The organism is Streptomyces sp. NPDC004667, assembly GCF_040609475.1.
In the GTDB taxonomy this organism is placed as follows: Bacteria; Actinomycetota; Actinomycetes; order Streptomycetales; family Streptomycetaceae; genus Streptomyces.
Window position 1 is genome coordinate 62,479 of the sequence record NZ_JBEXKC010000025.1, and the last position, 23,877, is coordinate 86,355.

Here is a 23,877-nt window from a genome sequence, read left to right on the forward strand (position 1 = left end):
GGTTCAGCTGCCGTCGGTGAGGGGCAGGCCGGCCTCGGAGGCGGCGGCGAAGGAGTCGTCGACGGCGACGACGTCACGTCCGGCCGCGTCCAGCAGGGAGGCGGCGATCGCGGCCCGCATCCCGCCGGCGCAGTGCACCCACACGGTTCCGGCCGGGACGTCGGCCAGGCGCCGGTGCAGGTCGTGGACGGGGATGTGCACGGAGCCCTCGATCCAGCCCGTGGCGCGCTCTGAGTCGCGGCGCACGTCCAGGACCACCGGTCGGGAGTCCGCGGCACGGGCGGCGAGGTCGGCGAAGGTGGCCCGGGGGAAGGACCGCGGGGAGTGCCCGTCGGGAACCCAGTCACGGGGGGTGCCGGTGGCGGCCGCGGCCGGGCGGTCGATGCCGACGCGGACCAGTTCGCGCTGGGCGGCGGCGAGCTGGGCGGGTGATTCCGCGAGGAGGGTGACGGGCTTGCCCCAGGGGATCATCCAGGCGAGGTAGGTGGCGATCTTCCCCTCGGCCTCGAAGTTGAAGGAGCCCGCCACGTGTCCTTCGGCGAACGCGACCCGGTTGCGCAGGTCCACCACCCACTCGCCGGCGGCCAGACGTCGCGCGATGTCTGCCGCGTCGGTCAGGGGAGGCGTCCTCAGGTCCACCGGCCGGGGGCCGGCGGCGTTGGCGGGGCCCATGTGGGCGTAGTAGGCGGGCACGTCCTCGAGGCCGGCCAGCAGGGCGGCGACGAAGCTGTCGACGTCCATGACCAGGGCTTCGTTGGCGCTCTTCTCCCTGCCGATGGTGGTGGTGTCGCCCTCCGACTGGGAGGAGGAGCAGAAGCTGCCGAATCCGTGGGTGGGCAGCACCGCCGTCTCGTCGGGGAGCTCGGCGGCCAGGCGGTGCGCGGAGGCGTGCTGGGCGCGGGCCAGCTCCACGGTCAGCCGGGGCTCCACCAGGTCGGGGCGGCCCACCGAGCCGATCAGCAGCGAACCGCCGGTGAAGACCGCCGCGACCGCTCCCCGCTCCTCCAGGACGTAGGAGGTGTGGTGGGGCGTGTGGCCCGGGGTGGCCAGCGCCCGCAACGTGATCCCTTCGTCGACGCCCACGGTGTCGCCGTCGGTCACCGGGGTCCGGGTGAAGCCGACGCGCGCGCCGGCGGGCACCAGGTAGGCGGCGCCGGTCAGGCGGGCCAGGTCCAGGCCGCCGCTCACGTAGTCGTTGTGCAGGTGGGTCTCGACCACGTGGGAGATCCGCACCCCGCGTGCCGCGGCCGCCGCGAGGACCCGGTCGATGTCGCGGGGCGGGTCGACGACCGCCGCGGTGCGCGCGCCGCCCGCCAGGTAGCTGCGGTTTCCGAGGCCCTCGGTCTCGATGGTGTCGATGAAGAACACGTGCTCGCTCCTTTCGGCTGACATTTACCCCCGGGGGTATATCCCGAGCGTAGCACGGGTACCCCCGGGGGTATTTTTGACCGCGTACGTACGACAGGTACGGCGAACGCGCCGGAGCGCACGAAAAGGGGCCGCCACCCCGTTCGGGGGCGACGGCCCGGGACCACGCGGGGTCGTACGGATGCCGCTCGCAGCGGCGGTGCCGCCATCGGCGCGGGCGGATCCCGCCCCCGCCGGAGCCCTCTCCCCGACGTCGGCCCCCGTCAAGGGGGTTGGCGGCGCGGGTGGGCTCACGTAGCATACGCGCGAAACATGAGCCCTACTCACATTGAGGCTGCGTGTGATCTCCTACCATTCCGAAGCCCGCCTCTGGCTGCTGAGCACGCCCGGCACCTCCTACGCCTTCCGGCTGGACGCCGACGACGTCCCCCGGCACGTGCACTGGGGCCCGCAACTGACCCTGGAGCAGGCCGTCGTGATCGCGGGCGACCTGCCCGCCGAGGACCCCGGCGGCGACGACCCCGGCGGCGAGGAGTTCGCCGTCGAGGGCGGTCTGCGGTTCGGGGCACCGTCGTTGACCGTCCGGTTCGAAGACGGCGTGCGCGGCTTCGAGTGGCGGTTCGTCTCGCACCGGGCCGAGGCCGGCCTGCTCACGCTCTCCTTCACCGACCGCGTCCGCTCCCTGGCCCTCGACCTGAACTACCGGCTCCGGGACGGCCACGACCAGGTGGAACGCTGGGCGGTGCTCACCGCGGACGAGCCGGTGGACGTCCTGCGGTTCGACTCCGCCGCCTGGACACTGCCCGCCCGCGACGACTACCGGGTGAGCCACGTGGTGGGAGAGTGGGGCAGGGAGTTCCAGCTCCGGCGCGACCGGGTGACCGTCGGGGAGACGGTGTTCACCAGCCGCCTCGGCATCACGGGGCGGCACGCCGGACCCTGGTTGATGCTCGACGCGCACGACGCCGCGGAGGAACACGGCGAGGTCTGGAGCGCGGCCCTCGCCTGGAGCGGCAGCCGCCGCACCACCCTGCGCCGCGACCCGTACGGCCGCGCCTCCTGGACCGGGGGCTTCGGCCACGAGGGCCTGGTCTGGAAACTGCTCCCCGGCGAGCGCCTGGAGACCCCCGTCTTCACCGGGCTGTACGCCCCCGACGGCTTCGGCGGCACCAGCCGCCGCTGGCACGCCTACGTCGAGGACCGGGTGCTGCCCGCCCGGCCGGCCGAACGCCCGCTGATCTTCAACTCGTGGGAGGCGACCGAGTTCGACATCGGCGAGGAGCAGCAGACCGAACTGGCCGGGCTGGCCGCGGGGATCGGCGTCGAGGTCTTCGTGGTGGACGACGCCTGGTTCGGCGCCCGCACCAGCGACATGGCGGGGCTCGGCGACTGGTGGCCCAACCCCGACCGCTTCCCGAACGGCCTGCGCCCGCTCGCCGACCACGTCCGCGCGCTGGGCATGGGTTTCGGCCTGTGGGTCGAGCCCGAGGCGGTCAACCCCGACAGCGACCTGTTCCGTGCGCACCCCGACTGGATCCTCTGCCAGGACGGCCGTACCCGCACGCAGGGCCGCAACCAGCACGTGCTGGACTTCGCCCGCCGCGACGTCCGTGAATGGGCGGTCGAATGGCTGGTGCGGACCGTCACCGAGCTGGACGTCGCCTTCCTCAAATGGGACATGAACCGGTCCTTCAGCGAGGCGGGGCAGCCGGGGGCCGCCGACCCCGACCGGGTCTGGATCGAGCACACGCGGGGCGTCTACGAGGTGATGGACCGGCTGCGCGCCGCCCGTCCCGGCCTGTACCTGGAGTCGTGCGCGGGCGGCGGCGGGCGGGCCGACCTGGGCGTGCTGGCCCGCGCCGACCAGGTCTGGGCCTCGGACAACACCGACGCCGCCGAACGGGTCGCGATCCAGCACGGCCACTGCCAGCTGCTGCCCGCCCGGACCATGGGCGCCTGGGTCACCGACAGCCCGAACGGCTCCACCGCCCGCCCCGCCCCGGTCCGGTACCGCTTCCATGTCTCCATGGCCGGAGCCATGGGCATCGGCGGCGACCTGCGGAAATGGAGCGAGGACGAACTGGGCTGGGCCCGGGCGCTGGTCGACCAGTACAAGCGGATCCGGCCCGTGGTGCACGGCGGAGCCCTGTACCGCCTCGGGCACGACGCCGTGCAGTACCTCGCCGGGGACGAGGCCGTCGTCTTCCGGTTCCAGCCGTCCGGGCTGGACCGGACCGTCGCCCGCACCCGGCTGAAGGGCCTCGACCCCCGTGCCCGCTACCGGGACGAGGACACCGGGGCCGTCCACGAAGGCGCCGTCCTGCTCGGCCACGGCCTCCCGCCGCTGCTGTCCTTCGACTGCACGAGCGAGCTCGTCCACCTCAAGAGAGTGCCCCGATGAGCCTCGCCCCCGCACGGCCCGAGGCCCTCGCCGAGCCGACCCGCAGGGTCGGCCCCGGCTGGATCCTCCTGTACGTGCTGGCCAACACCGGGATGTTCATCCCGATGCAGGTGCCGACCACGTTCCTGATGCCCGCGCAGATCGCCGAGATCGATCCGGCGGGGAAGGTCGGCGCCTACGCCTGGGTCAGCGCGATGGGCGCGATCTCGGGAATCGTGATCGCGCCGCTGGCGGGCGCGCTCTGCGACCGCACCACCGGCCGTTTCGGCCGCCGCCGGCCGTGGATGATCGCGGGTTCGCTGGCCTGCATGGCGGCGCTGGTCTTCACCGGCGTCCAGACGACGGTCGCCGGCGTCGCGATCGGCTCCCTCGTGCTGTCCGCCGCCTTCATGATCATCGGAGCCGGGATCGCGCCGGTGGTGCCCGACCGGGTCCCCGTCGCACAGCGCGGTGTGGTCCTGGGCTGGGCCACGGTCCCGCAGGCCGGCGGCCTGATCGCGGGCGGGCTGCTGCTCGGACTCATCGGGGGCTTCCCCGCCCAGTACGTGCTGATGGCCTCGTTCCCGCTGCTGATCGTGCTGTTCGCGGTCGTCATGAAGGACCCGCCGCTTCCCCCCGGCCACCGCGAGCCGTTCTCGCCGCGCGCGTTCCTGGCGGGCTACCGGATCAGCCCGCGCAGGCACCCCGACTTCGTCTGGGCGATGGGCTCCCGGTTCATCATGGGGCTGGGCTACGGCCTGGGCACGCTCTACATGCCGTACTTCCTGGACGACGTCCTGCACTACGAGCAGTTGTTCCCCGGCCGGTCCACCGAGGACGGCCTGCTCATCGTGGTCGGCGTCAACTGCCTGGCCACGGTCTCGACGGTCGTCCTCAGCGGCTGGCTCTCGGACAGGCTGGGCAAGCGCCGCATGCTCGTCTTCGCCGGCGGCGTCACGATGGCCGTCGCCGCGATCCCGCTCGCCCTGTCGCCCACCTGGACCATGACGCTGGTCGCGGCCGTCATCCTGGGTCTCGGCTACGGCGTGTACCTGGCCGTCGACACCGCCCTGGTCACCGAGGTGCTGCCCGCCTCGGCGGACCGGGGCAAGGACATGGCCCTGGCCAACCTGATGGCTTCCCTGCCCTACGTCCTGGTACCCCCGATCGCCTCCGTCGTACTCGGGGAACTGGGCGGCTACCCCTCCTTGTTCCTCTGCTCGGCGGCCATGTCCGCGCTGGGCGCGGTCCTGGTCTGGAAGGTCAGGAGCATCCGCTAGTGCGCTTCCCGACCCGTCGCGAGCGACCGGATCCGATCGCTCAGGTAGCTGTTGAGGACTCGTTTGCACTCGGCGATCAGCTGGGGGTCGCCCTGCGGATCGGTGCGGAAGGCGAGTCCGAGCACGCCGTCCGCGCATTCCAGGGCCACCCGTACGGCGATGTCCAGTTCGGCGTCGTCCTGGACGCCGGACAGGGACGCGGTCAGCGAGCGCAGCCGTCCGGCGACCGCCGTGTTGTTGTCCAGGGCCGGATCGAGGGTGTGGTCCCGGCCCACCGCGCCGAAGTCGACCACGCCGAAACCGGCGACCGTCCGGCGCATGGCGACGTACTCCTCGACGGCCACCTCGACGACGCCCGGGACGTCCTGCGGGTTCTCGCGCTCCATCCGGACCGCGACCCGCTCCAGGAACGCCTCCAGGTTCCGGGCGGCGAGCGCGCCGATCAGCCCCTCCCGGTCGGAGAAGAACTGGTAGAGGGTGCCGATGGACACCTCGGCCCTGCGCGCCACTTCCTTCGTGGTCAGAGCGGCGTAGCCGACCTCGTCGAGGAGTTCGGCGCAGGCGTCCAGCAGCCGCTCGAAACGTTCGGCACTGCGCTTCTGGACGGGACGGCGGCGCAGCGTCTGGGGGTGGCGGTCTTGATTCACCGTTCCATCATCCCATCCGGCCAGCTAATATGAGTCAGACTCACATTTTGGGAGGTTGCAGGAGATGAAGCTGGACCATCTGCCGGCGGACTTCGTCTGGGGTGCCTCGACGGCGTCCTACCAGATCGAGGGCGCCACCAAGGAGGACGGCCGGGGCCCGTCGGTCTGGGACACCTTCACCGCCCGCACCGGTACGGTCCGCGACGGGCACACCGGTGACGTGGCCTGCGACCACTACCACCGGTACGAGGAGGATCTGGCGCTGATGGCCGAAGCGGGCCTGACCGGCTACCGCTTCTCCATCGCCTGGCCCAGGATCCGGCCGACCGGCAGCGGCGGGGTAAACCCCCAGGGCCTGGACTTCTACGACCGGCTGGTCGACGGCCTGCTCGCGCGCGGCGTCGAACCCGTCCCGACGCTGTTCCACTGGGACCTCCCGCAGGGCCTGGAGGACGAGGGCGGCTGGCTGAACCGCGAGACCGCGTACCGCTTCGCCGAGTACGCCGCCGTGGTGGCCGACAGGCTGGGCGACCGCGTCCAGAAGTGGATCACGCTCAACGAGCCGTTCATCCACGCGGTCTGGGGCTACGGCCTCGGCGTCCACGCGCCGGGCCGCACCCTGTTCCTGGACTGCCTGCCGGTCGTCCACCACCAACTGCTCGCCCACGGCCTGGCGCTGCGGGAGCTGCGGTCACGCGGCCTCCAGGTCATGATCGCCAACAACTGCACCCCGGTCTGGGCCGCCTCGGACGCCCCCGCCGACCGCGCCGCCGCGCAGGCCTACGACAACCTCCACAACCGCCTGTTCAACGACCCGATCCTGACGGGCGCCTACCCCGACCTGTCCGCCTACGGGGCGGACGCCACCCTCGGCGGCTCCGTCCGGGACGGCGACCTCGAACTGATCTCGGCCCCGCTGGACGCGCTCGGCATCAACTACTACAACCCGACGCGCATCCAGGCTCCGACGTCGGAGGGCCTGCCGTTCGAAGAGGCTCCCATCGAGGGCTACCGCCGCACCGCCTTCGACTGGCCCGTCGTCCCCGACGGCCTACGGGAACTGCTCGTCGGCCTCAAGGAGCGTTACCCGGCCCTCCCGCCGGTCTACATCACGGAGAACGGCTGTTCGGTGGAGGACGTCGTCACCGCGGACGGCACCGTCCCCGACCTGGACCGCATCGACTACCTGGACTCCCATCTCCGGGCCGTCGACGCCGCCGTGGCACAGGGCGTGGACGTCCGCGGCTACTTCACCTGGACCCTGATGGACAACTTCGAATGGGCCGAGGGCTTCCACCAGCGCTTCGGTCTCGTCCACGTCGACCACGACACCCAGGTCCGCACCCCGAAGGCGTCCTTCGCCTGGTACCGCGATCTCATCCGCGCCCAGCGCGGCTGAGCCGGTGGCCGGTGGGGCCGGTGGGGCCGGCAGCCGGTGGCTCAGCGGCGCCAGTCGGCCTCCAGGTCGTGGGAGTCGGCCTTGGTGAGCTGGGTCAGCGCAGTGCCGTCGGCCCGTACCAGGTAGAGGTGTTCGGGGTCCGCGTCGTCGGAACCGCCCCTGGTGAAGACCAGGCGGCTGCCGTCCGGGGACCAGGAGGGGTTCTTGTCGTGGGCACGGGCCGCGGTGATCCGGTGGAGTCCGGTGCCGTCGGGGCGTACGAGGTAGAGGTGGGCGAAGCCGGAGGCGTCCACGCGGCTGAAGGCGATCCGGCCACCGGACGACCAGTCGGGCGTCCAGTCGTGGGAGCCGCTCCCGGTGACCGGCGTCTCGGCCAGGGTGGACAGCCGGATCCGCATCACCCTGCTGTGTCCGCCCGCGTCCGCGCGGCTGAACGCGAGGTACCCGCCGTCCGGGGACCACGTCGGATGGAGGTCGTCCGCCGCCGCGTGGGTGAGCCGGGTGGCGGGAGTACCGTCCAGGCCGGCCACGTAGATCTCGCGCTGGGTGCCGACCGGCTCGGCGTAGGCGATCCGCTTGCCGTCCGGGGACCACGCCGGGTCGGAGGCGCCCTCGGTGCCGGGGACGGCCTTCAGGTCGCCGCCCGTGCTGTTCATCGTCCAGATGCCGTCGACGGCGCCGCCGGATCCGTGGCGGACGAAGGCCACCCGCTTGCCGTCCGGGGACCAACTGGGCATCACGTCGCTGATGGTGGGGGTGTGCGTGACGTCGACGGGAGAGCCGCCACCGGGGGAGATCACGTAGAGGTCTTCCGTGGGCGCCGCCGCGGTGTAGCGGGCGAAGGCGATCAGGTGGCCCCCTGCCGCGCCCGCGTCCGCCGCGGCACCGAGGGTCAGTGGTGCGGCCAGGGCGATCGCGGTGGCGGCCACCGCCGCCCAGCGGCGCCGCGCCGTGCCGGTCGCGCCGGATCTGCCGGTTCTCCGGTCCCTTGCTGCCGTTGTGCCGGTGCGGTGTCGCAGGCGTATCACGGTGTCCACCCCGATCCCTCCATGCGGCCTGCTGCGGGCCGCTCCGGCCCGTAACATCCCACCGATGGGGCTCCGGGGGAAGCGACGGCAGCCGGGTCCCCGGGGGCGGGGTGCGGCGAGGGAGCCCCGCACGCCCGCCCCGGTCGAACGGCGGGGACCTCCGGTCACGTCCGTGGCGCTGCCGGGTCGGGGGCGAGGTCCTGCTCCCGGACCGGTACCCGCGCGAGCGCGTCGAGCACGACCGCCGCGACGCGTTGCTGACCGGCGGGGGTGAGGTGGAGGCCGTCCTCCTCCACGCGGCCGTGCGCGGCGGCCCGGGTGTCGACCGTGGTCCCGGGCTCCGCGAGCAGCAGTTCGGCGAGGGCGTCGAGGTCCGCCGAGGCCCAGGTGAGCCCCGCCCTGCGGAAGTGCGCGTACCGCGCGACCCGTCCGGCATCGACTCCGGTCGGGGTGAGCCAGATCCACCGGGCCCCGGTCCGGCGGACCGTCAGGTCGCGCAGGGCCCGCAGGGCCCGGCGGGTCTCGGCGGCGGCGACCAGCGGGACCCCGTCGAGTCGCTGGACGTCGTTCGCCCCCAGCATGCACAGCACCCAGTCGGGGCGCTGGAACGCGAGCAGCGGGACGTTCGCCAGGGCTTGGGTCGTCGTACTTCCGGTCAGGGCCAGGTTGGTGGCGCGGACGCCCTCCGGGAGCAGGTGTCGCAGGATCTCGAACCAGGAGAGCCGGTCGGCGGTGGTGCTCTCCCCGACGGCCACGACGTGCTCGCCCGGCCGGAACGGCAGCCCGGCCAGGCTCGCGGCCGCCCCCGGCGCGGCCGCGAGCGCGGCGGCGGCCGCTCGGTTCCGCTCTTCGAACCGGTCCAGGCGGATCCGGTAGCCGGCCTCGTCGAGCCCGAACAGGGGCGCGAGCACGGCCTCGTCGGGCGCGGGGCCGAGGTGGCGCAGGAGCTTCTCGGGCTGGTGGAAGCGGAGCATTCGTTCCGCCGGGTCGTGGGCGGGGGCGGGGGCGGGGGCGGTGGCGGTGGTGTCGTTCGTCATGGCGGTCAGCCCTCCGTACGGACACGGCGGCGCGGCAGCAGGAACCCGGCCGCGATCAGCCACAGCAGACCGGCGAACCGGGCGACCGGCAGCAGCAGCGCGGCGCCGTCGGCCAGCAGGACCAGCGTGGACAGTTCGGCGATCGTGGCGATGACCAGGCCCGTTACGGCGAGGGCGCGGGGCAGCAGGCCGGCGAGCAGCCCCGGTACGGCGATCCCGGCGACCAGCAGCCCCAGGAAGACGACGTGGGCGGGCCCGCCGAGCCCGAAGGCCAGGTACTGCAGGGGCCGTACGAGTTCGGCGTGAGCGGCCACCTCGGACCGCGACAGCACCCAGGTGACCAGTCCGGAGCAGGCCAGGAAGGCCGCGCCGAGGACGCCCCCGGCGAGGGCGATCGTGGCGCCGGGGGCGCGGACCCCGAGCTTGTGCAGCCGCGCCGAGACGGTCGCGGCGTAGATCGCGAGCGGCACCGAGGCCGCGAACTGCAGGGCCCCGGAGAGGCGGACCGCGCCGGTGTGGTCGCGGAAGTAGGAGGTCACGGTGTCGGTGGAGCCGAAGGGCGAGGGGAAGGTGTCCCCGCCCGCGAGGAGGGTGCTGGACACGAGCCCGGCGAGGAAGAGGGCGGTGAAGACCACGGCGAGGATGCCGGGCGGCGGCCCGGCCTGCGGGTCGCGTCGGCCGCGCGTCTCGGTGGCGGCGGTCTCGGGGATGGCGGTCACGGCAGAATCCGTTCTTTCAAGTTAATCGTTCACCGATGAGAATCATTGCTCCTGGCTTACGATAGGCGGGTGAACAGTTCCCGGCAACCGCATACGACGGATCCCGCCCCGGCCACGGCCCCGGCCACCGGGCCGCGCGGAGCCGCGTTCCTCCTCGCCCAGATCGGCGCGCACGCCGCCGGACGCTTCGCCGAACGCATCGGCCACCTGGGACTGACCCCGGCGGACGTCGGACTGCTGCGCATGATCGCCGGGCAGCCGGGGCGCAGCCAGCGGGCCCTCGCGGAGCAACTGGGCGTCGTACCGAGTCGTGTCGTCACGCTCATCGACGGCCTGGAGGGCAAGGACCTCGTCGAACGGCGGCGCAGCGCCGAGGACCGCCGCAACCACGAACTCCACCTCACGGCGGAGGGCGTTCGCACGCTCCGCGCGGTCTCCCGCGCGGCCGCCGCCCACGAGGACGCCCTGCTCGCCGCCCTCGACCCGGAGCAGCGCACGCACCTCCTCGGCCTCCTCGAACGCATCGCCGCCGAACAGGAGCTGACCGCGGGAGTCCACCCCGGCTACCGCAACCGCGGCTGAATCCCGCTCCGGGCGGCCGGGACCCTGTTGCGGACCGGACCATCCGCCGCGTCGGCGGGCCTGATTCGCACGGGCCGGGTGTGGCAAGTCGGGTGCAAGCGCCCTGCAAACGGGCTCCGAAGACTGGGCTCACGACCGGTGCCGTCCGGTCGCCCGGCCCCCGCCCCGTAGCCGATCGAGGAGCCTTCCGCGATGCGCATTGGATTCAGCGTCCCCCAGTTCGGCCCGTTCGCCGACCCCCACCGCACGGCCGGCATGTGCACCGCCCTGGAGGCCCTGGGGTGCGACAGCCTCTGGGTCGCCGACCGGCTCCTGTCCCCGCTCACGCCCCCGGAGGGGTACGCGGGTGGGAAGCCGATGCCCGTCCGGTACGGGACCCACCTCGACCCGCTGCTCACACTGGGCCTGGCGGCCTCGGCGACCGAGCGGGTACGTCTGGGCAGCAGCACGCTCAACGCCCTGTGGCAGCCGCCCCTCGTGCTCGCCCGGGCGTTGACGACCCTCGACCTGATCAGCCGCGGACGCCTGGACGTGGGCATCGGGCTGGGCTGGATGCGGGAAGAGTACACGGCCACCGGTGTGCCGTGGCGGGGGCGCGGCGCCCGGTTGGAGGAGACTCTGGACGTCCTGGAGGCCGTGTGGCGGTCCGCCACGGTCGCACATGCCGGACCGCTGTGGACGATCTCCGAGTCGACGGTCCTGCCCAACCCCGTGCAGAAGCCGAGGCCGCCGATCCTGCTGGGCGGCTTCACCCCGTTCGCCCTGGAGCGGGTCGGCCGGCGTGCCGACGGTTGGCTCGCGGCGTCGATGCCCGTGCCGTTCTTCAACGGCCTGTGGGCCGTGGCCGTCGAGGCGGCCGAGCGGGCGGGGCGGGACCCGGCGGGACTGCGCCGGGTGTTCCGCGTGAACGCCGACGTCACCGCGGCCGAGGCCGCACCCGAGGAGACACATCACCGCGGGACCGTGCGCCAGATCTGCGATCACCTGCGGACGATGTGCGGGGAGGAGACCGACGAGGTGCTGGTCGACCTCCAACTGACGACGGACTCGCCCGACCGGTTCCTCGACCTGGCAGCGGAGTTCGTGGCCGAGCTGACCGGGAACTCACCGTGACGGGCTCTGCCCGGGCTCTGCCGGGAGCTCGGCCAGGGCGGCTCGGGCCGCTTCGTCCCAGTGGGGCGAATCCCACGCGGCGGCAACCCGTACGGCTTCGAGGAAGTGGCGCCGGGCCTGCCGCGGGTGTCCCAGGAACCGGGCGAGTTCGCCCAGGGTCTGCGCGACGGGCCGGAAGACGAGGCTGAGGCTGCTCGCACCGCCTGCCAGACCCTGGAGGGGCAGCAGGTCCCGGTAGACCTCGGCGGCCGCTTCCCGGTCGCCGAACGCGATGGCGGCCGTACCGCGCAGGGCGGCCAGTATGGAGTAGGCGAAGTCGGGCAGGAGCGGCGCGCGTTGGTCGAAGACCTCCCGTGCCTGTTCGGGGCGGCCCGCGGCCCGCAGTGCGAGTGCGGTGAGGGCCTCGTTGTGCGGCTTGTACTGCTCCCACACCGCGAGCAGCACGGGCAGGACTTCGGCGAGCCGGCCCTGCTGCAGCCGGATGCACCCGACGGCCAGGCCTGCCAGCCCGCTGAGGTCCACTGCCCCGCGCGCCCGCAGTTCCGCCACCGCCGATCCCAGTTCCTGTTCCGCCTCGTCGAATCGCCCCCGGGCCAGGGCGAGCATGGGGCGGCGCAGCCTGGCCACCGCGAACGCGCCCCGGAGCCCGTAGGTACGGGCGATCTCGTCGGCGTGCAGGAGGCACTGCTCCATCTCCGCCGGGTCGTTGCGGGCGGCGGCGAGACGGGCGGCGGTGTAGGCACTCATCCAGGAGTACTCGGGGCTGTCCTGGGAGGCGGCCACCGCGGAGAGTTCCTCGTGGAGCTCCCGGTAGGCGTCGGGTTCGAGTTCGCAGTCGATCCGGCGGAGCAGCGAGGTGAGCGTCAGGCCCCGAAGGCGTGGTTCGTCCAGGGTGCGGGCGAGCTCCACGGCTTGGCGTGCCACGGCAACGGCGCGGGGGTCGGTGTCGTCGAGCGCATCGGCGAGCTGGTCGAGGAGCAGGCACCGCTGCCGTTCGGCCAGGTCGTGGCCCTCCAGCAGTTCCGTGAGTTCCCCGACGGCTTCCGGGTCGGACGCCGCGTACGCGCGGACGCGCCAGGGCGTCGGTTCGGTCCACGTGGTGTAGGCGGCGGTCAGCAGGTCGGCCCGGCCCGCCGCGCGGGCCACCCGTACGGCCTGCTGCTGTGCCTCGCGGGCGGGTACCACGGCGCCCATCCGGATCCGGCAGTCCACGAGCCGGCCCAGCAGCAGCACGCGCAGCAGGGCCGGGTCCTGGTCGGTGAAGGCGGAGGGTTGGCCGGCCAGCAGGTCGAGGGCCGCGCCGAGGAGCGTTTCGGCGTCCTGCGGGGCGTAGCGGCTCACCGCCTGTTCGCACGCGAGCCGGGCGTGGTGGACCGCGGGCCCCGCATCGGCGGTCACGACCGCGGCCGCCCGCAGGAGGTGGTGGGCCGTGGCGGCGACGTCGTCGGAGCCGAGGGCGATCAGGCTCCTGCCCAGTCGGGAGTGCATCCGCGCCAGCCGCAGGCGGGTGAGGTCGGCTTCCAGCGCGTCCCGTACGAGGGCGTGGCTGAAGCGGACCGTGCCCGGACGCGGCTCGGTGAGGAGTCCGGCGCCGACGCCCGCGTCCAGGGCGTCGAGGAGCTGGTCGCCATCGCCGTCCGCGGCGTGGACCAGGAGGGCGACCGCGGACTCCCGCCCGGCGACGGCCGCCAGGCGCAGTCCGGCGGTCACGGTGGGCGCCAGCAGCGCGAGCCGCCTCCGCAGCACGTCCTGGACCCCTTGCGGAATGCGGGCCAGCGCCTGCTCCTCCCCCTCGCCGGCCAGAAGGAGTGAACTCTCGCGCAGGTAGAAGGGGTTTCCCCCGGCGCGTTCGGCCAGAGCCGCCGCGGCCCGGTCGCTGATGCCGGTGGCGGCCCGCCGCAGCAGCGCCTTCGCATGGTCGTCCGAGAGGCCGCCGAGCGGCAGCCGTACGGGTGAGCAGGCCGCCAGGCGTGCCAGTGCCCCGGTGAGATCGCCCTCGCCCGTGCGGTACGAGCCCACCAGGAGCAGCGGTACCTCGCGCAGCTGCTCGGCGCAGAGCAGGAACAGTTCGACGCTCTCCTGGTCACCCCGGTGCAGGTCCTCCAGGACGATCGCCAGCGGCCGCCGCAGGGCGGCGTCACGGAGCCAGCCGAGGAGCGCGCTGTGCAGGCGGAAGCGCCGGGCCGGGCTGCCGTCCGGTTGCACGGGGTCGCTCACGGTGCCCGGGGCCAGCAGCGGAGCGAGCTCATCGGCGTACGGGCCCGGTGCGGCCTCCGTCGCGAGGAGCGGCAGCATCTCGAACCAGGCCCGGCCGGGCGGGGCGCCTTCGCTCTCCGGGCACTGCCCGGACCCGGCCAGCCAGCCCTGCTCGCGCAGTTGGCGAAGGGCGGTCTCCAGGAGGCTGGACTTGCCGATGCCGGCTTCACCCGAGACCAGGACCACCTGTGCCCGGCCGCCCCGTGCCCGGTCCGCCGCGGCGGCGAGCCGGGCCAGCTCTTCGTCGCGGCCCAGGAGCCGGTCCGCCGTCCGGACCGTCGGTGCGGTCGGCGTGCCGGGGCCGACGGCGACGACGGGGGTCTGCGCCGCCTGCACGGCAGGGGCCGTCCCGGCGCGGACGGTCGCCGAGGCGGGTGACCCGGTCGCCTGCCGAAGCAGGTCGATGCGCTGGTGCAGCAGGGCCTGTTCCAGTTCCAGCAGGGCGGGCCCGGGTTCGACGCCGAGTTCCTCGCCGAGTACGTGGCGGGCCTGCCGCAGCGCGGCCAGGGCGTCCCCTTGCCGGTTCCGCGCCCACAGGGCCAGGGCCAGCAGCCGCCAGCCCTCCTCGTGCAGCGGCTGTTCCGCCGTCAGCGCGCCCGCGTCGGCGACGGCCTGCGCGGCCTGCCCGCAGCCCAGCCGGGCCGCCGCCAGCCGTTCGCGTGCGGTGCGGCGCATCTCCTCCAGGCGGGTGCGTTCACCCGCGGTCCACGGCTCGTCCGCGAATTCCGCGTACGGCTGCCCGCCCCACGTGGCGAGCGCCCGGGACATGCCCTCGGCGACGCGGTGGGCGGGCAGCCCGGCCGTCGAGCAGGCCGCCACCCGGTCCTCGAACACCCAGGCGTCCACCGCCCCCGGGTCCAGGGCGAGGGCATAGCCGTAGGGGGCACTGAGGAGGATCCGCGCGGGAGCCCGGGGCGCCCGTTCCGGTTCGAGGAGGCGCCGCAGACGCGCGATGTACGCGTGGAGCGACGCCTGTGCGCTGGGCGGGGTGTGCGTCGGCCACAGCCTCTCGACGATCCGCTCCGTGGGCACGACCGCGCCCCGGGCGAGGAGCAGTTGGACCAGGACCATCCGTGCGAGCCGGCCGCGGGCGTCGACCGGGCGGCCGTCGACCTCGGCCCGGAACGGGCCGAGCACCTTCACTGTAACCATGACATGGACATCGTAAGCGAAACACGGAAGCGCAGATCTTCGCTGATCAGTGGTGCGGAGACCCCGTCACGGCCGGCAGGCGGGCCCGGTCGGCCGGCACGAGGCGTGCCGACCGGTACGGGTGACGCCGCAGCCGGCTGAGTGCTGCGGCGGCGAGCCCGATCAGGGTGCGCACGCGGGCCCCCTTCGGGCGGGGCAGCGGTTCGGCACGCTCAACTCCGCTCCGCCTGCCGTGCCGAATCCGCGAGGGCGCGGAACAGTTCCCATTGCACCTTCGGGCGCCGCAGGCCGCGACGTGCGAGGTAGCGCTCGGTGGACCGCTTCGTCCGGCGCAGGACCCGCAGCGCATCGCTCGCGCGGCCCGAGCCCATCGGTTCGACCACGGTGGACGGCACCAGTAGCCAGCCGGCGTCGGTGCGCCGCAGGTCCCCGCGGACGAGGGCGTTGTACATGTGGTCGAGCCGGTCGTCGTGCCGGTGGACCAGCAGACTGGCCGGTCCCCGCTCGACGGCGCAGTCCGGCGGCACCTGGACCAGGTAGCCCGCCGGTGTCGGCCGCGGCCGGGTCCGGGCGAGCACGGGCGCACCCGAGGCGTCCCGGGCGGCCAGGACGGCCGTGGGCAGGCTCGCCAGCTGCGCGGCACCGGGCAGCGCCTCGTTCTCGGTCGCCGGTGCCGTCGCCGTCGCCGGTGCCGGTTCCGCGCCTTGCGACAGCTCCTTCAGCGGCGGCCGCACGATCACCTGCTCCGGTTCGACGGTGATGAGCAGACGCATGTAGTACCAGGACATCAGCGGCCTCATGGGGCGCGCGAGGTACGAGCGACTGTGCGGCTGCCGCTCGAAGAGCCTGCGCCAGTACTCCTCGGCCCCTCGCGGACCCGTCATGATCGTGTCGGGGCACCGGGCGCGGCCGCCGACGAACACCTGCGGGGCGGGGTCGAGGCCGCTTCCGGTCGGGTCGGAGAAGAGCAGCGCCACCCGGCCGTCGCGCCGGACGTTCAACGCCTTCTGCGCGAAGGCGATCGAGGTGGTCAGCAGGAGGGTTCCGTCGTCGCGGCGCCCGACCGCCGTCGGCCAGGCCAGCGGGGTCCCGTCCTTGCCCAGGGTGACGAACTCGCAGGTGCGGTAGGCGTCCAGGACGTCGTGGGGAGCGGAGTCGAGTACCGTCATCGCGCCGCTCCCGCATCGAGGGGGGAACGCAGGGCGCGGCAGGCAGCAGCGTACTGCCGGCGGCCGAAGGCCTTCCAGATCAGGCGTCCGACCAGCGGCGCCCTGCTCAGGAAGAACTCCCGTTCCTGCGGCGTCGCGTCTTCGAGGAGCGACCCGAGCGCCAGCATGAGCTTGTTCCTGGGGACGGTCTCCAGTCCGCGCCGTCCGACCGTCTCCCACTCGGCAACCGTCAGGTGCTCGGCGACCAGCGGCAGAACGAGGCGTTCCTCGTCGTCGAGGTGCTCCAGCAGGGCAGCACGGTGCTCCTCGAGCGCTGCCGCCAGTTCCTGCGCCACCTCGTGACCGGCGGCCCCGCGCCACTCGGGGAGGCGACCGGTGATCGCGGTGAGGCTCGCGTCGATCCGTGCGTGCTGCTCCTCCATCCGTGTGACCAACGCCCGGTCCGCCGCGCGTTCGTGGAGCAGTGGCCAGATGGTTTCGTCCTCGACGGTGTGGTGGTGGTGCAGTCCCGTCATGTACTCGGCCAGGTGGTCCGCGACCACGGCGGCGCGGTCCGTCGCGCCGCTCGGGACGGCCCGGACCAGCCGGGGCAGCAGGGCGGATTCCCGCCGGAAGACGCGGTGGACCACGACCATCTCGTGGGTGTGGGGACGTTCGGAAACACTGCTGGGGGACACGCTCGGTTGCTCCTGGGTCGAATGCCGACTACGGAGACGACACGGTGCCCGCTCCCCCTTGGCGGTGACTTGGCGGCGACTTGCCGTCCCTCTTGCCGTCCGGCTTGCCGCCGTACCTGGGGTCGACGAACGGCAGTCCGGCTGCCGGTGGCTTCTCGTGACATGACCGCCCTTTCGAACATCCCCGCGAGGCTGGGGCGGTCGCCCGCCGGGTAGTCAGCAGGCACGGCGGAACCCGATGCACCACACGCCGCACACCGAGCGCCGCACACCGCGAGGAGTCCCCCCATGACCGTGTCCGACCGCTACCGCACCTCTTGGGACGGCTACTGGGAGCAGAGCTCCGGTGAGCCGGGCGAGCCCTTCTGGGACGCGGACCCGGCCTTGACGGCGCAGCGCGACCTGGACCACCTCGCCCCGTACGCCGACCACTGCCTCCCGGTCGCCGACCTCGGCTGCGGCAACGGCACCCAGACCCGCTTCCTCGCCACCCGCTTCGCCCGCGCCGTCGGCGTCGACCTCTCGGCCGCCGCCGTCGCGCACGCCCGGCGCGCCGACCCCAAGGGCGCGGCCGCGTACGAGCAGCTCAACCTCGCCGACCCGGTCCAGACCCGCGACCTGCACGAGCGCCTCGGCGACGCCAACGTCTACATGCGGGCCGTCCTGCACCAGAGCGACCCGCAGGACCGCCCCGCGGTGGCCGCCGCGGTCGCCCGGCTGGTCGGCGCGCACGGCCGCGCCCTCGTCCTGGAACCGACCGGTGAGGCCAAGGACGTCATCGCCGCCATCGCCGCCCTGCCCGGCGGCCCCTCCCCCAGGCTGCGCCGCGTCAAGGAGCACGACCTGCGCCCCGGCGAAGTCGCCGAGGGCGAAGTCGCCGCCCTGCTGCGCGGGTCGGGGCTCACCGTCCTCGCCGAGGGTGCGACCGCCCTCGCCATGAGCGAGACCCGCCCCGACGGCTCGCCGGTGGAGCTCCCGGCCCGCTGGTTCGTCGCCGGGCGCTCCTGACCCGGCGGCCCGGTGCACCGGTCACCGGGGGGGGCGGGGGCGGCGTCGCGCGCCGCCCCCGCGTGGGTCAGCCGGCCTGCGCGGCGGGAGTCGGCGCGACGGGCGTGTCGGCGCGGCTCACCTGGAGGTATCCGACGAGCGCGGCGATCGGGAGCAGCAGGGCGAGGCTGACCGCGCCGGTCCCCCACCCGAGCCCGTCGCGGGTGGCGGGGACGCCCATCCAGTCCGCGAAGGAGGCGCCGAGCGGCCGGGTGAGGATGTACGCGGCCCAGAACGCGGCCACCGCGTTCAGCCCGAGGAAGCGGCGGCACAGCACCGGCAGGGCGATCAGGGCCGCGAAGAGGAACCCGGAGGGCAGGTAGCCCAGGTTCAGGGTCCCGGCCGTGAGGTCGCCGACCGCGGTGCCCAGGGCGAAGGTGGTGAGCACCGTCGCCCAGTAGAACAACTCCCTGCGGGTGGTGTGGATGCTGTGGATGGAGAGGGTCCGCTCGAAGGCGTACCAGAGGGTCAGGACGGCTGCCAGGGCGAGGCTGAAGCCGACGGCCGACACCGTGTAGGGAATGCCGGCGATGACGTGGACGACGTCCGCGGCCATCGTGCCGAAGACGCTGACCATGACGATCGCCGACCAGTAGAGCCACGGCCGGTAGCGCGCCGACCAGAACTGCAGGATCAGCAGCGAGGCCAGTCCGGCCAGTCCGAGGCAGCCGGCCGGGACGGGGCCCAGCGTCCGGGCCAGGAAGTCGGACGCGGTCTCGCCCATGCCGGTCGTGAGGATCTTCACCGTCCAGAACCAGGCGGTGACCTCGGGGACCTTCGAGAGGACCGCCCCCGGTCGGGCGTGGTGGGACTCCCCCTGCCCGGGCACGTGCGGATCGCGCCGTGCCGCCGCCCTGCTGTCCGTCTCTACCCTTGCCATCGACGTCCACCCTCCCGGCGCCGACTGGGGCGCCGTGCCGCTGATGCCGGTGTGCGGGCAGGCGTCGACAACCGGGCATCCCGGAGCCGGCCGGCCACCCGAACCAATGTCTACACAACTGTAGACGAAACTGCTCGGCTCCCCGCCACCCGGGCGTCCGACGACACCCGCGAGGACGCCGGCGACCGGGAAGGGGTCAGCCGGCCGGCAGTCCGACCACGAACACCGCTCCCCCGCCGCTCTGTTCGCCGAGTTCCGCCTCCCCGCCCGCGGAGCGGGCCAGGCGCCGGGCGAGCGGCAGTCCCAGGCCCGCGCCGTCGTGGCCGTCGCCCGGATCGGCCCGGCGGCCGGGCCGGAACAGGTGGGCGCGGAAGTCTTCGGGAACGCCGGGGCCGTCGTCGCCCACCTCGATGCGGACACGGCCCGGTTCCCGGCACGCCCGGAGGTGGACCGCCGTCGCCGCGTAGCGCAGTGCGTTGTCCAGCAAGGGGCTGAGGATCCGCTCCAGGACGGCGGCGGGCACCCCGGCGGTCAACTCCCGGTCCTCCTGCGCGCAGGTGACACGGACCGGGACGCCGGCCGGGTCGGTGCGGCCGGCGAGGGCGGTCAGTACGGGGAGCACGGCGGTGGTGCCGGGCACCCCGCCGGCGTCCTCGCGGGCTTCGGCGAGGAGGGTGTCGCAGATGGTCCGCATGCTGCGGGCCGCATCACCGATGGCCCGCTGCGCGGTGAGCGTCTCGTCCTCGGTGCGGGGGCGGGCCTGCCACCAGTCGAGTTCGGCGACGATGGTGGCCAGCGGGTTGCGCAGTTCGTGGGACAGCTCGCTGGTGAGCTGCTGTTCGTGGCGCAGGGCGGCCCGGATCCGGTCGAGGAAGGCGTCCAGCGAGGCGCCCAGCCGGGCCAGTTCGGCGGGCCGGGGCGCACCGCTGAAGCGCTCTTCGGAGGCGGTCGCGCTCCATCGGGCGGCCTGGTCGGTCATCGTGCGGACGGGCCGCAGGGCCCGGCCGACGGCGAGACGGGTCACCGCGTACGTGCAGAGGAGCATGACGGCGTCCAGTGCCAGGGAGGCCATCAGCAGGGTGTCACCGGACGCGCGGTACGGGGTGAGGTCGAGCGCGGTCACCACGGTCGCGTTCCGCGTCGGGCCGCCGCCGCCCGGGGACGGTACCGGCCGGGCGCAGAGCCGGATCTCCACCCCGGCGTGCGAGGCGGTGGCGCACCGGGCGCCGCCCCCCGCCGCGAGCCGGGCGGCCGCGCGGGTGACGGGGCTCTGCGCCCCGGCGGCGGGGGGCGCCTCGACCAGGCTCGTCCCCTGGTAGATCCAGGCGTTGGCGTCGAGGAGGTCCTCCTGCGGGGTCTCCAGTACGCGCAGTACGGGGCCGCCGGTGTCGACGGTGGCGGCGATGGCGGAGGCGCGGGCCCGCAGCTGGTCGTCCGCCTGGCGGGCCAGGTGCTGGTGCACGAACGCGTTGAAGGCGATGGTGAACACCGCCATGACGGAGGCGGCGGTCGCGACCGCGAGCAGGGAGAGCCGTCCGCGCAGGGTGGCCGGCCGCGCCGCGGCCCGGAGCGGCCTCATGACAGCCGGTGCCCCACGCCCCGGGAGGTGGCGAGGGCGAGGGAGCTGCCGGCCTCCCGCAGTTTGCGGCGCAGCCGGGTCAGGTACTGGTCGAGGGTGTTGTCGCTGACCCGGGCGCCGTCCGGCCAGCCGGCGCGCACCAGGTCCCGGCGGGGTACCAGGTCCCCCGCGGCTGCCAGCAGGGCGGCCAGGATGCGGAATTCGGTCGGGGTCAGGTTCACGGGCAGGCCCCGTACGGTGCAGGTGTGGCGGACGGCGTCCAGTACCACCTCTCCCCCGGCGACGGGAGCCGCCCGGGGGCCGCGCTTGACGGCGGCCCTCAGGCGGGCGGCGAGTTCGGCGAGGTGGAAGGGTTTGGCGAGGTAGTCGTCGCCTCCCGCGGAGAACCCGCTGAGCCGGTCGGTGAGGTGGTGACGGGCGGTCAGGAATATCACCGGGCGGTCGAACCCGTTGGCGCGCAGCGCCTGGCACACGTCGCGGCCGTCCGCGTCGGGCAGGCCGACGTCCAGGACGACGGCGTCGATGCCGGCCACGGCCAGCCGCAGGGCCGCCGCGCCGTCCTGCGCGGGGGTGGTCTCGAAACCCTCCTCGCGCAGGCCGCGCAGCAGGACGTCGCGCAGCCGGTGGTCGTCCTCGACGACCAGGACGTGTCGGCTCATGCGGGTCTCCGTTCCGTGGGGGGCGGTGGGGGGCGGGCTTCAGCCGGCCTTCGTCGCCTTCGCCTGCGCGCCGGCGTTCGCCCCCGCGCCGGCGGCGGGAGTGGTGGTGCGTGCGGGTGCGAGGAAGAGGGCCATCACCGGGACGAGGTAGAGGCACCACGCGGTGACCTGGAGGACGGTCGGGTTCGGCTGGAAGTTGAACACGCCCTTGAGGAGGGTCCCGTACCAGCTGTCGGAGGGGATGGCCGTGCTGATGTCGAAGGCGAGGGCGTGCAGGCCGGGCAGGAAGTCGCCTTCCTGGAGGTCGTGGAAGCCGTACGCGAGGACTCCCGCCGCGACCACGACCAGCATGGCTCCGGTCCAGGTGAAGAACTTCGCCAGGTTGATCTTCAGGGCGCCGCGGTAGAACAGCCAGCCCAGCACGACCGAGGTCAGGAGCCCCAGGACCGCGCCGATCAGGGGGCGGATGCCGTTGCCGGTGGCCTGGACGGCCGTCCAAATGAACAGCGAGGTCTCCAGCCCTTCCCGGCCGACGGCCAGGAAGGCGGTGAGGACGAGCGCGCCGGTGCCCACGGCGAGCGCGGCGTCGAGCTGCCCCTGGAGTTCGGACTTCAGGTTGCGGGCGGTCTTCTTCATCCAGAAGACCATCCAGGTGACCAGGCCGACCGAGATGATCGACAGGGTGCCGCCGAGCAGTTCCTGGGCCTGGAAGGTGAGGGTGGAGGAGCCGAACTGGAGGACGGCGCCGAAGGCCAGCGAGAGGGTGACGGCCAGGCCGATGCCGAGCCATACGGGCGCGAGCCTGTCCTTGTGGTCGGTCTTGACCAGGTAGGCGATGAGGATGCAGACGACGAGGCTGGCTTCCAGCCCTTCGCGCAGGCCGATCAGATAGTTGCCGAACACGGCGTGGGGTTCCTTTCGCCGGCTACTTGGCCGCTGCGGCCGCGAGCTTGGAGAGCGGTTCGGCGAGGGCGTTGACGCCGTCCGAGAGCTCCTTGCGCTGCTCCTCGGTGACCTGGTCGTACGCGGTGAAGTCGTAGCCGGTCCTGTCCGCCCGGTACTTGTCCAGCAGCGTGTTGATCGCGGTGAACTGGGTGTCCAGGTTCTTGGCCAGCTCCGCGTCGTTCTTCACGGTGACGGGCTTGAGGAGCTCGTAGACCTTCTCGGCGCCCTCGACGTTGGCCTTGAAGTCGGCCAGGTCGGTGTGGCTGTAGCGGTCCTCCTCGCCGGTCACCTTGTTGCGGGAGACCTCGTCCAGCAGTTCCTTGGCGCCGTTCGCCATGGACGTGGGGGTGATCTCCGCCGTGCCGACGCGCTTGTGCCACTCGGCGATGTCGGTGTCCAGCTGCGAGGCGAGGGCCGTCTCCTCGTCCCCGATCCTGTTGTCGGCCCACAGGGCCTTCTCCAGGCGGTGCCAGCCGGTCCACTTCTGGCCGGGCTCCAGGCCGTCCTCGCGGACGTCGGTCTTGGGGTCGATGTCGCCGAAGGACTCGGCGACCGGCTCGGTGCGCTCCCAGCCGCGCCGCGACGGGGCGAAGGCCCGCTTCGCGGCTTCCACGTCCCCGGCGCGGACGGCGTCGGTGAAGGTCTTGACGGCGGGGAGGGACTCGTCGGCCTGCGCCAGCACGTAGCCGCGGTAGGCCGCGACGGCGGCGTCCAGTTCGGGGCTGCGCTTGTCGCCGCCGCCCTGGCCGGTGGCCTTGACCTTGGTGCGGATGCCGTCGCCCTTCATGCCGGGCTTGCAGGCGAACTCGTAGTCGCCCGCCTTGATCTCGGCGGTGATGGTGGCCTTGGTGCCGGGGCCGATGTTCTCGCGCTCGGCCACGATGCGGTCGTCCGGGAAGAGGACGTAGAGCTCGGTGACCTTGGAGCCCTTGTTCTCGACCTCGATGGAGACCTTGCCGGCCGGGAACTCGGTCCTGGAGACCTCGCAGGCGCTGTCCGTCGCGTTGACCTTGATGGCGCCGGAGCCGCTGTCGTCGCTCTTGTGGGCGCACCCCGTGGCGGTGGCGGTGGCTATCGCGAGACCGGCGGCCGCGAAGAGCACCGAGCGGGCGGATGAAGACATGGGTACTCCCAGGCGTGGCGGGACGGCAAAGCCGCGGCAGGCCTCAAGTTAGGCAAGGCTGCCCTTTCGTCTACTGCACTGTAGACGATGGTGCGCGGTACGTCTGCCACCCGGACGCAGCGGCGGCCGCCACCCGCCGCGCCACCGCGCACCACCCCGCGCACCACCCCTCACGCACCGGCCTCTCGGGGCACCCGGGCCCGTCCGACCCTGGCTTCCACGGCCAGGGCGGCGGCGAGCCAGGTGAGGGCGTAGAGCCAGCCGCCGAGGACGTCGGTGGGCCAGTGCACGCCGAGGTAGACGCGGGTCAGGCCGACCGTGACGGCCCAGCAGGCGAACAGGACCCAGCCGAGCCGGGCGGCGGCGGGCGAGGCCGTGCGCCACACCGCCCAGGCCAGCAGACCGGCCACGAGCGCCGAGGTGGCGGTGTGGCCCGAGGGGAAGGAGAAGCCGGACGCGTGCGTCACCCGGTCGGCAACGGGCGGACGCGGCCGGGCCACCGCGTACAGGACGGCGTAGCGCGTGCCCTGGGCGAGGAGCAGGAATCCGAGCGCGCCCGCGGCCGTCAGCAGCCGCCCGCGGACGCCCCGGCCCCAGCCCGCGATGAGTCCGGCCGCAATGGCGCACAGGTACGGGACGGGGCCGGTCCCGGTCGTGGTGACGGCCCGCGCGAAGGCGACCGCGGCGGCGGGACGGTGCTCCACCGACCAGCGGTGCAAGCTCTCGTCGAGTGCGTACGGACTGCCGTGGCGGGCCGCGACCAGAACGGCCAGCACGGCGAACAGGACCGCGCACAGCGCCGCGACCAGGCCCCAGCGGGTGGCCCTCCCCATGGCC

General features: G+C 73.6%; 21 protein-coding genes. 6 read left to right on the plus strand and 15 right to left on the minus strand.

The window, feature by feature from the left end; all coding sequences use genetic code 11:
• Positions 1 to 3: 3 nt before the first annotated feature.
• Positions 4 to 1,368, minus strand: coding sequence for an MBL fold metallo-hydrolase (locus ABZW32_RS16695; RefSeq protein ID WP_356216299.1), 1,365 nt, complete (start codon positions 1,366 to 1,368; stop codon positions 4 to 6).
• Positions 1,369 to 1,708: 340 nt separating this feature from the next.
• Between ABZW32_RS16695 and ABZW32_RS16700 the strand changes: the two genes are divergently transcribed.
• Both ABZW32_RS16700 and ABZW32_RS16705 read left to right on the plus strand, forming a co-directional pair.
• Positions 1,709 to 3,769, plus strand: coding sequence for an alpha-galactosidase (locus ABZW32_RS16700; RefSeq protein WP_356216302.1), 2,061 nt, complete (start codon positions 1,709 to 1,711; stop codon positions 3,767 to 3,769).
• A complete protein-coding gene (locus ABZW32_RS16705) occupies positions 3,766 to 5,028 on the plus strand; it encodes an MFS transporter (RefSeq protein WP_356216304.1) in 1,263 nt (420 codons plus the stop codon). Before ABZW32_RS16700 ends, ABZW32_RS16705 begins: the two co-directional genes overlap by 4 nt.
• Here the strand turns inward: ABZW32_RS16705 and ABZW32_RS16710 are convergent.
• Positions 5,025 to 5,675, minus strand: coding sequence for a TetR family transcriptional regulator (locus ABZW32_RS16710; RefSeq protein ID WP_356216307.1), 651 nt, complete (start codon positions 5,673 to 5,675; stop codon positions 5,025 to 5,027). The genes ABZW32_RS16705 and ABZW32_RS16710 overlap by 4 nt on opposite strands.
• A gap of 64 nt (positions 5,676 to 5,739) precedes the next feature.
• On the opposite strand from ABZW32_RS16710, the gene ABZW32_RS16715 reads away from it, so the two are divergent.
• Positions 5,740 to 7,074 (plus strand): GH1 family beta-glucosidase, encoded by a 1,335-nt coding sequence (locus ABZW32_RS16715; RefSeq protein WP_356216310.1) that lies wholly within the window; start codon positions 5,740 to 5,742, stop codon positions 7,072 to 7,074.
• Positions 7,075 to 7,115: 41 nt separating this feature from the next.
• Here the strand turns inward: ABZW32_RS16715 and ABZW32_RS16720 are convergent, their stop codons facing one another.
• The 3 genes from ABZW32_RS16720 to ABZW32_RS16730 all read right to left on the minus strand — a co-directional run bounded on the left by ABZW32_RS16720 (position 7,116) and on the right by ABZW32_RS16730 (position 9,858).
• On the minus strand, positions 7,116 to 8,003 hold the full coding sequence (locus tag ABZW32_RS16720) for a hypothetical protein (protein WP_356216313.1): 888 nt from the start codon (positions 8,001 to 8,003) through the stop codon (positions 7,116 to 7,118).
• Positions 8,004 to 8,266: 263 nt separating this feature from the next.
• Complete coding sequence (locus ABZW32_RS16725) at positions 8,267 to 9,139, minus strand: SGNH/GDSL hydrolase family protein (protein ID WP_356216315.1); 873 nt, start codon at positions 9,137 to 9,139, stop codon at positions 8,267 to 8,269.
• 5 nt (positions 9,140 to 9,144) lie between these two features.
• Positions 9,145 to 9,858, minus strand: a complete 714-nt coding sequence (locus ABZW32_RS16730; RefSeq protein ID WP_356216318.1) for a hypothetical protein — start codon at positions 9,856 to 9,858, stop codon at positions 9,145 to 9,147.
• Between the two features lie 69 nt (positions 9,859 to 9,927).
• On the opposite strand from ABZW32_RS16730, the gene ABZW32_RS16735 reads away from it, so the two are divergent.
• Positions 9,928 to 10,440: a MarR family transcriptional regulator gene (locus ABZW32_RS16735; protein WP_356216321.1), complete on the plus strand. Its 513-nt coding sequence runs from the start codon at positions 9,928 to 9,930 to the stop codon at positions 10,438 to 10,440.
• A 192-nt stretch (positions 10,441 to 10,632) separates the two neighbouring features.
• Entirely contained in the window at positions 10,633 to 11,553 is a 921-nt protein-coding gene (locus ABZW32_RS16740; protein WP_356216324.1) for a TIGR03619 family F420-dependent LLM class oxidoreductase, read from the plus strand.
• Here the strand turns inward: ABZW32_RS16740 and ABZW32_RS16745 are convergent.
• From ABZW32_RS16745 to ABZW32_RS16760, 4 genes are read right to left on the minus strand one after another with little or no spacing between them, the layout of a single operon-like run.
• A complete protein-coding gene (locus tag ABZW32_RS16745) occupies positions 11,545 to 14,961 on the minus strand; it encodes a BTAD domain-containing putative transcriptional regulator (protein WP_356216327.1) in 3,417 nt (1,138 codons plus the stop codon). The genes ABZW32_RS16740 and ABZW32_RS16745 overlap by 9 nt on opposite strands.
• A gap of 46 nt (positions 14,962 to 15,007) precedes the next feature.
• Positions 15,008 to 15,136 (minus strand): hypothetical protein, encoded by a 129-nt coding sequence (locus ABZW32_RS16750; RefSeq protein WP_356216329.1) that lies wholly within the window; start codon positions 15,134 to 15,136, stop codon positions 15,008 to 15,010.
• A 37-nt stretch (positions 15,137 to 15,173) separates the two neighbouring features.
• The gene (locus ABZW32_RS16755) at positions 15,174 to 16,130 is read right to left on the minus strand and encodes a pyridoxamine 5'-phosphate oxidase family protein (RefSeq protein ID WP_356216331.1); all 957 of its coding nucleotides are present in this window, start codon (positions 16,128 to 16,130) and stop codon (positions 15,174 to 15,176) included.
• A complete protein-coding gene (locus ABZW32_RS16760) occupies positions 16,127 to 16,807 on the minus strand; it encodes a hemerythrin domain-containing protein (RefSeq protein WP_356216334.1) in 681 nt (226 codons plus the stop codon). Before ABZW32_RS16760 ends, ABZW32_RS16755 begins: the two co-directional genes overlap by 4 nt.
• 288 nt (positions 16,808 to 17,095) lie before the next feature.
• On the opposite strand from ABZW32_RS16760, the gene ABZW32_RS16765 reads away from it, so the two are divergent.
• Entirely contained in the window at positions 17,096 to 17,815 is a 720-nt protein-coding gene (locus ABZW32_RS16765; RefSeq protein WP_356216337.1) for a class I SAM-dependent methyltransferase, read from the plus strand.
• A gap of 67 nt (positions 17,816 to 17,882) precedes the next feature.
• Here ABZW32_RS16765 and ABZW32_RS16770 read toward each other — a convergent pair whose 3' ends face one another.
• The 6 genes from ABZW32_RS16770 to ABZW32_RS16795 all read right to left on the minus strand — a co-directional run bounded on the left by ABZW32_RS16770 (position 17,883) and on the right by ABZW32_RS16795 (position 23,873).
• Complete coding sequence (locus ABZW32_RS16770) at positions 17,883 to 18,734, minus strand: hypothetical protein (protein WP_356216340.1); 852 nt, start codon at positions 18,732 to 18,734, stop codon at positions 17,883 to 17,885.
• 196 nt (positions 18,735 to 18,930) lie between these two features.
• Positions 18,931 to 20,313, minus strand: coding sequence for a HAMP domain-containing sensor histidine kinase (locus ABZW32_RS16775; protein ID WP_356216343.1), 1,383 nt, complete (start codon positions 20,311 to 20,313; stop codon positions 18,931 to 18,933).
• Positions 20,310 to 20,972, minus strand: a complete 663-nt coding sequence (locus tag ABZW32_RS16780) for a response regulator transcription factor (protein WP_356216346.1) — start codon at positions 20,970 to 20,972, stop codon at positions 20,310 to 20,312. The genes ABZW32_RS16775 and ABZW32_RS16780 overlap by 4 nt, the downstream gene beginning before the upstream one ends.
• 39 nt (positions 20,973 to 21,011) lie before the next feature.
• The gene (gene efeU / locus ABZW32_RS16785) at positions 21,012 to 21,875 is read right to left on the minus strand and encodes an iron uptake transporter permease EfeU (RefSeq protein WP_356216349.1); all 864 of its coding nucleotides are present in this window, start codon (positions 21,873 to 21,875) and stop codon (positions 21,012 to 21,014) included.
• Positions 21,876 to 21,897: 22 nt separating this feature from the next.
• Positions 21,898 to 23,040, minus strand: a complete 1,143-nt coding sequence (gene efeO, locus ABZW32_RS16790; RefSeq protein ID WP_356216352.1) for an iron uptake system protein EfeO — start codon at positions 23,038 to 23,040, stop codon at positions 21,898 to 21,900.
• A 170-nt stretch (positions 23,041 to 23,210) separates the two neighbouring features.
• Entirely contained in the window at positions 23,211 to 23,873 is a 663-nt protein-coding gene (locus tag ABZW32_RS16795) for a phosphatase PAP2 family protein (protein ID WP_356216355.1), read from the minus strand.
• Positions 23,874 to 23,877: the final 4 nt, after the last annotated feature.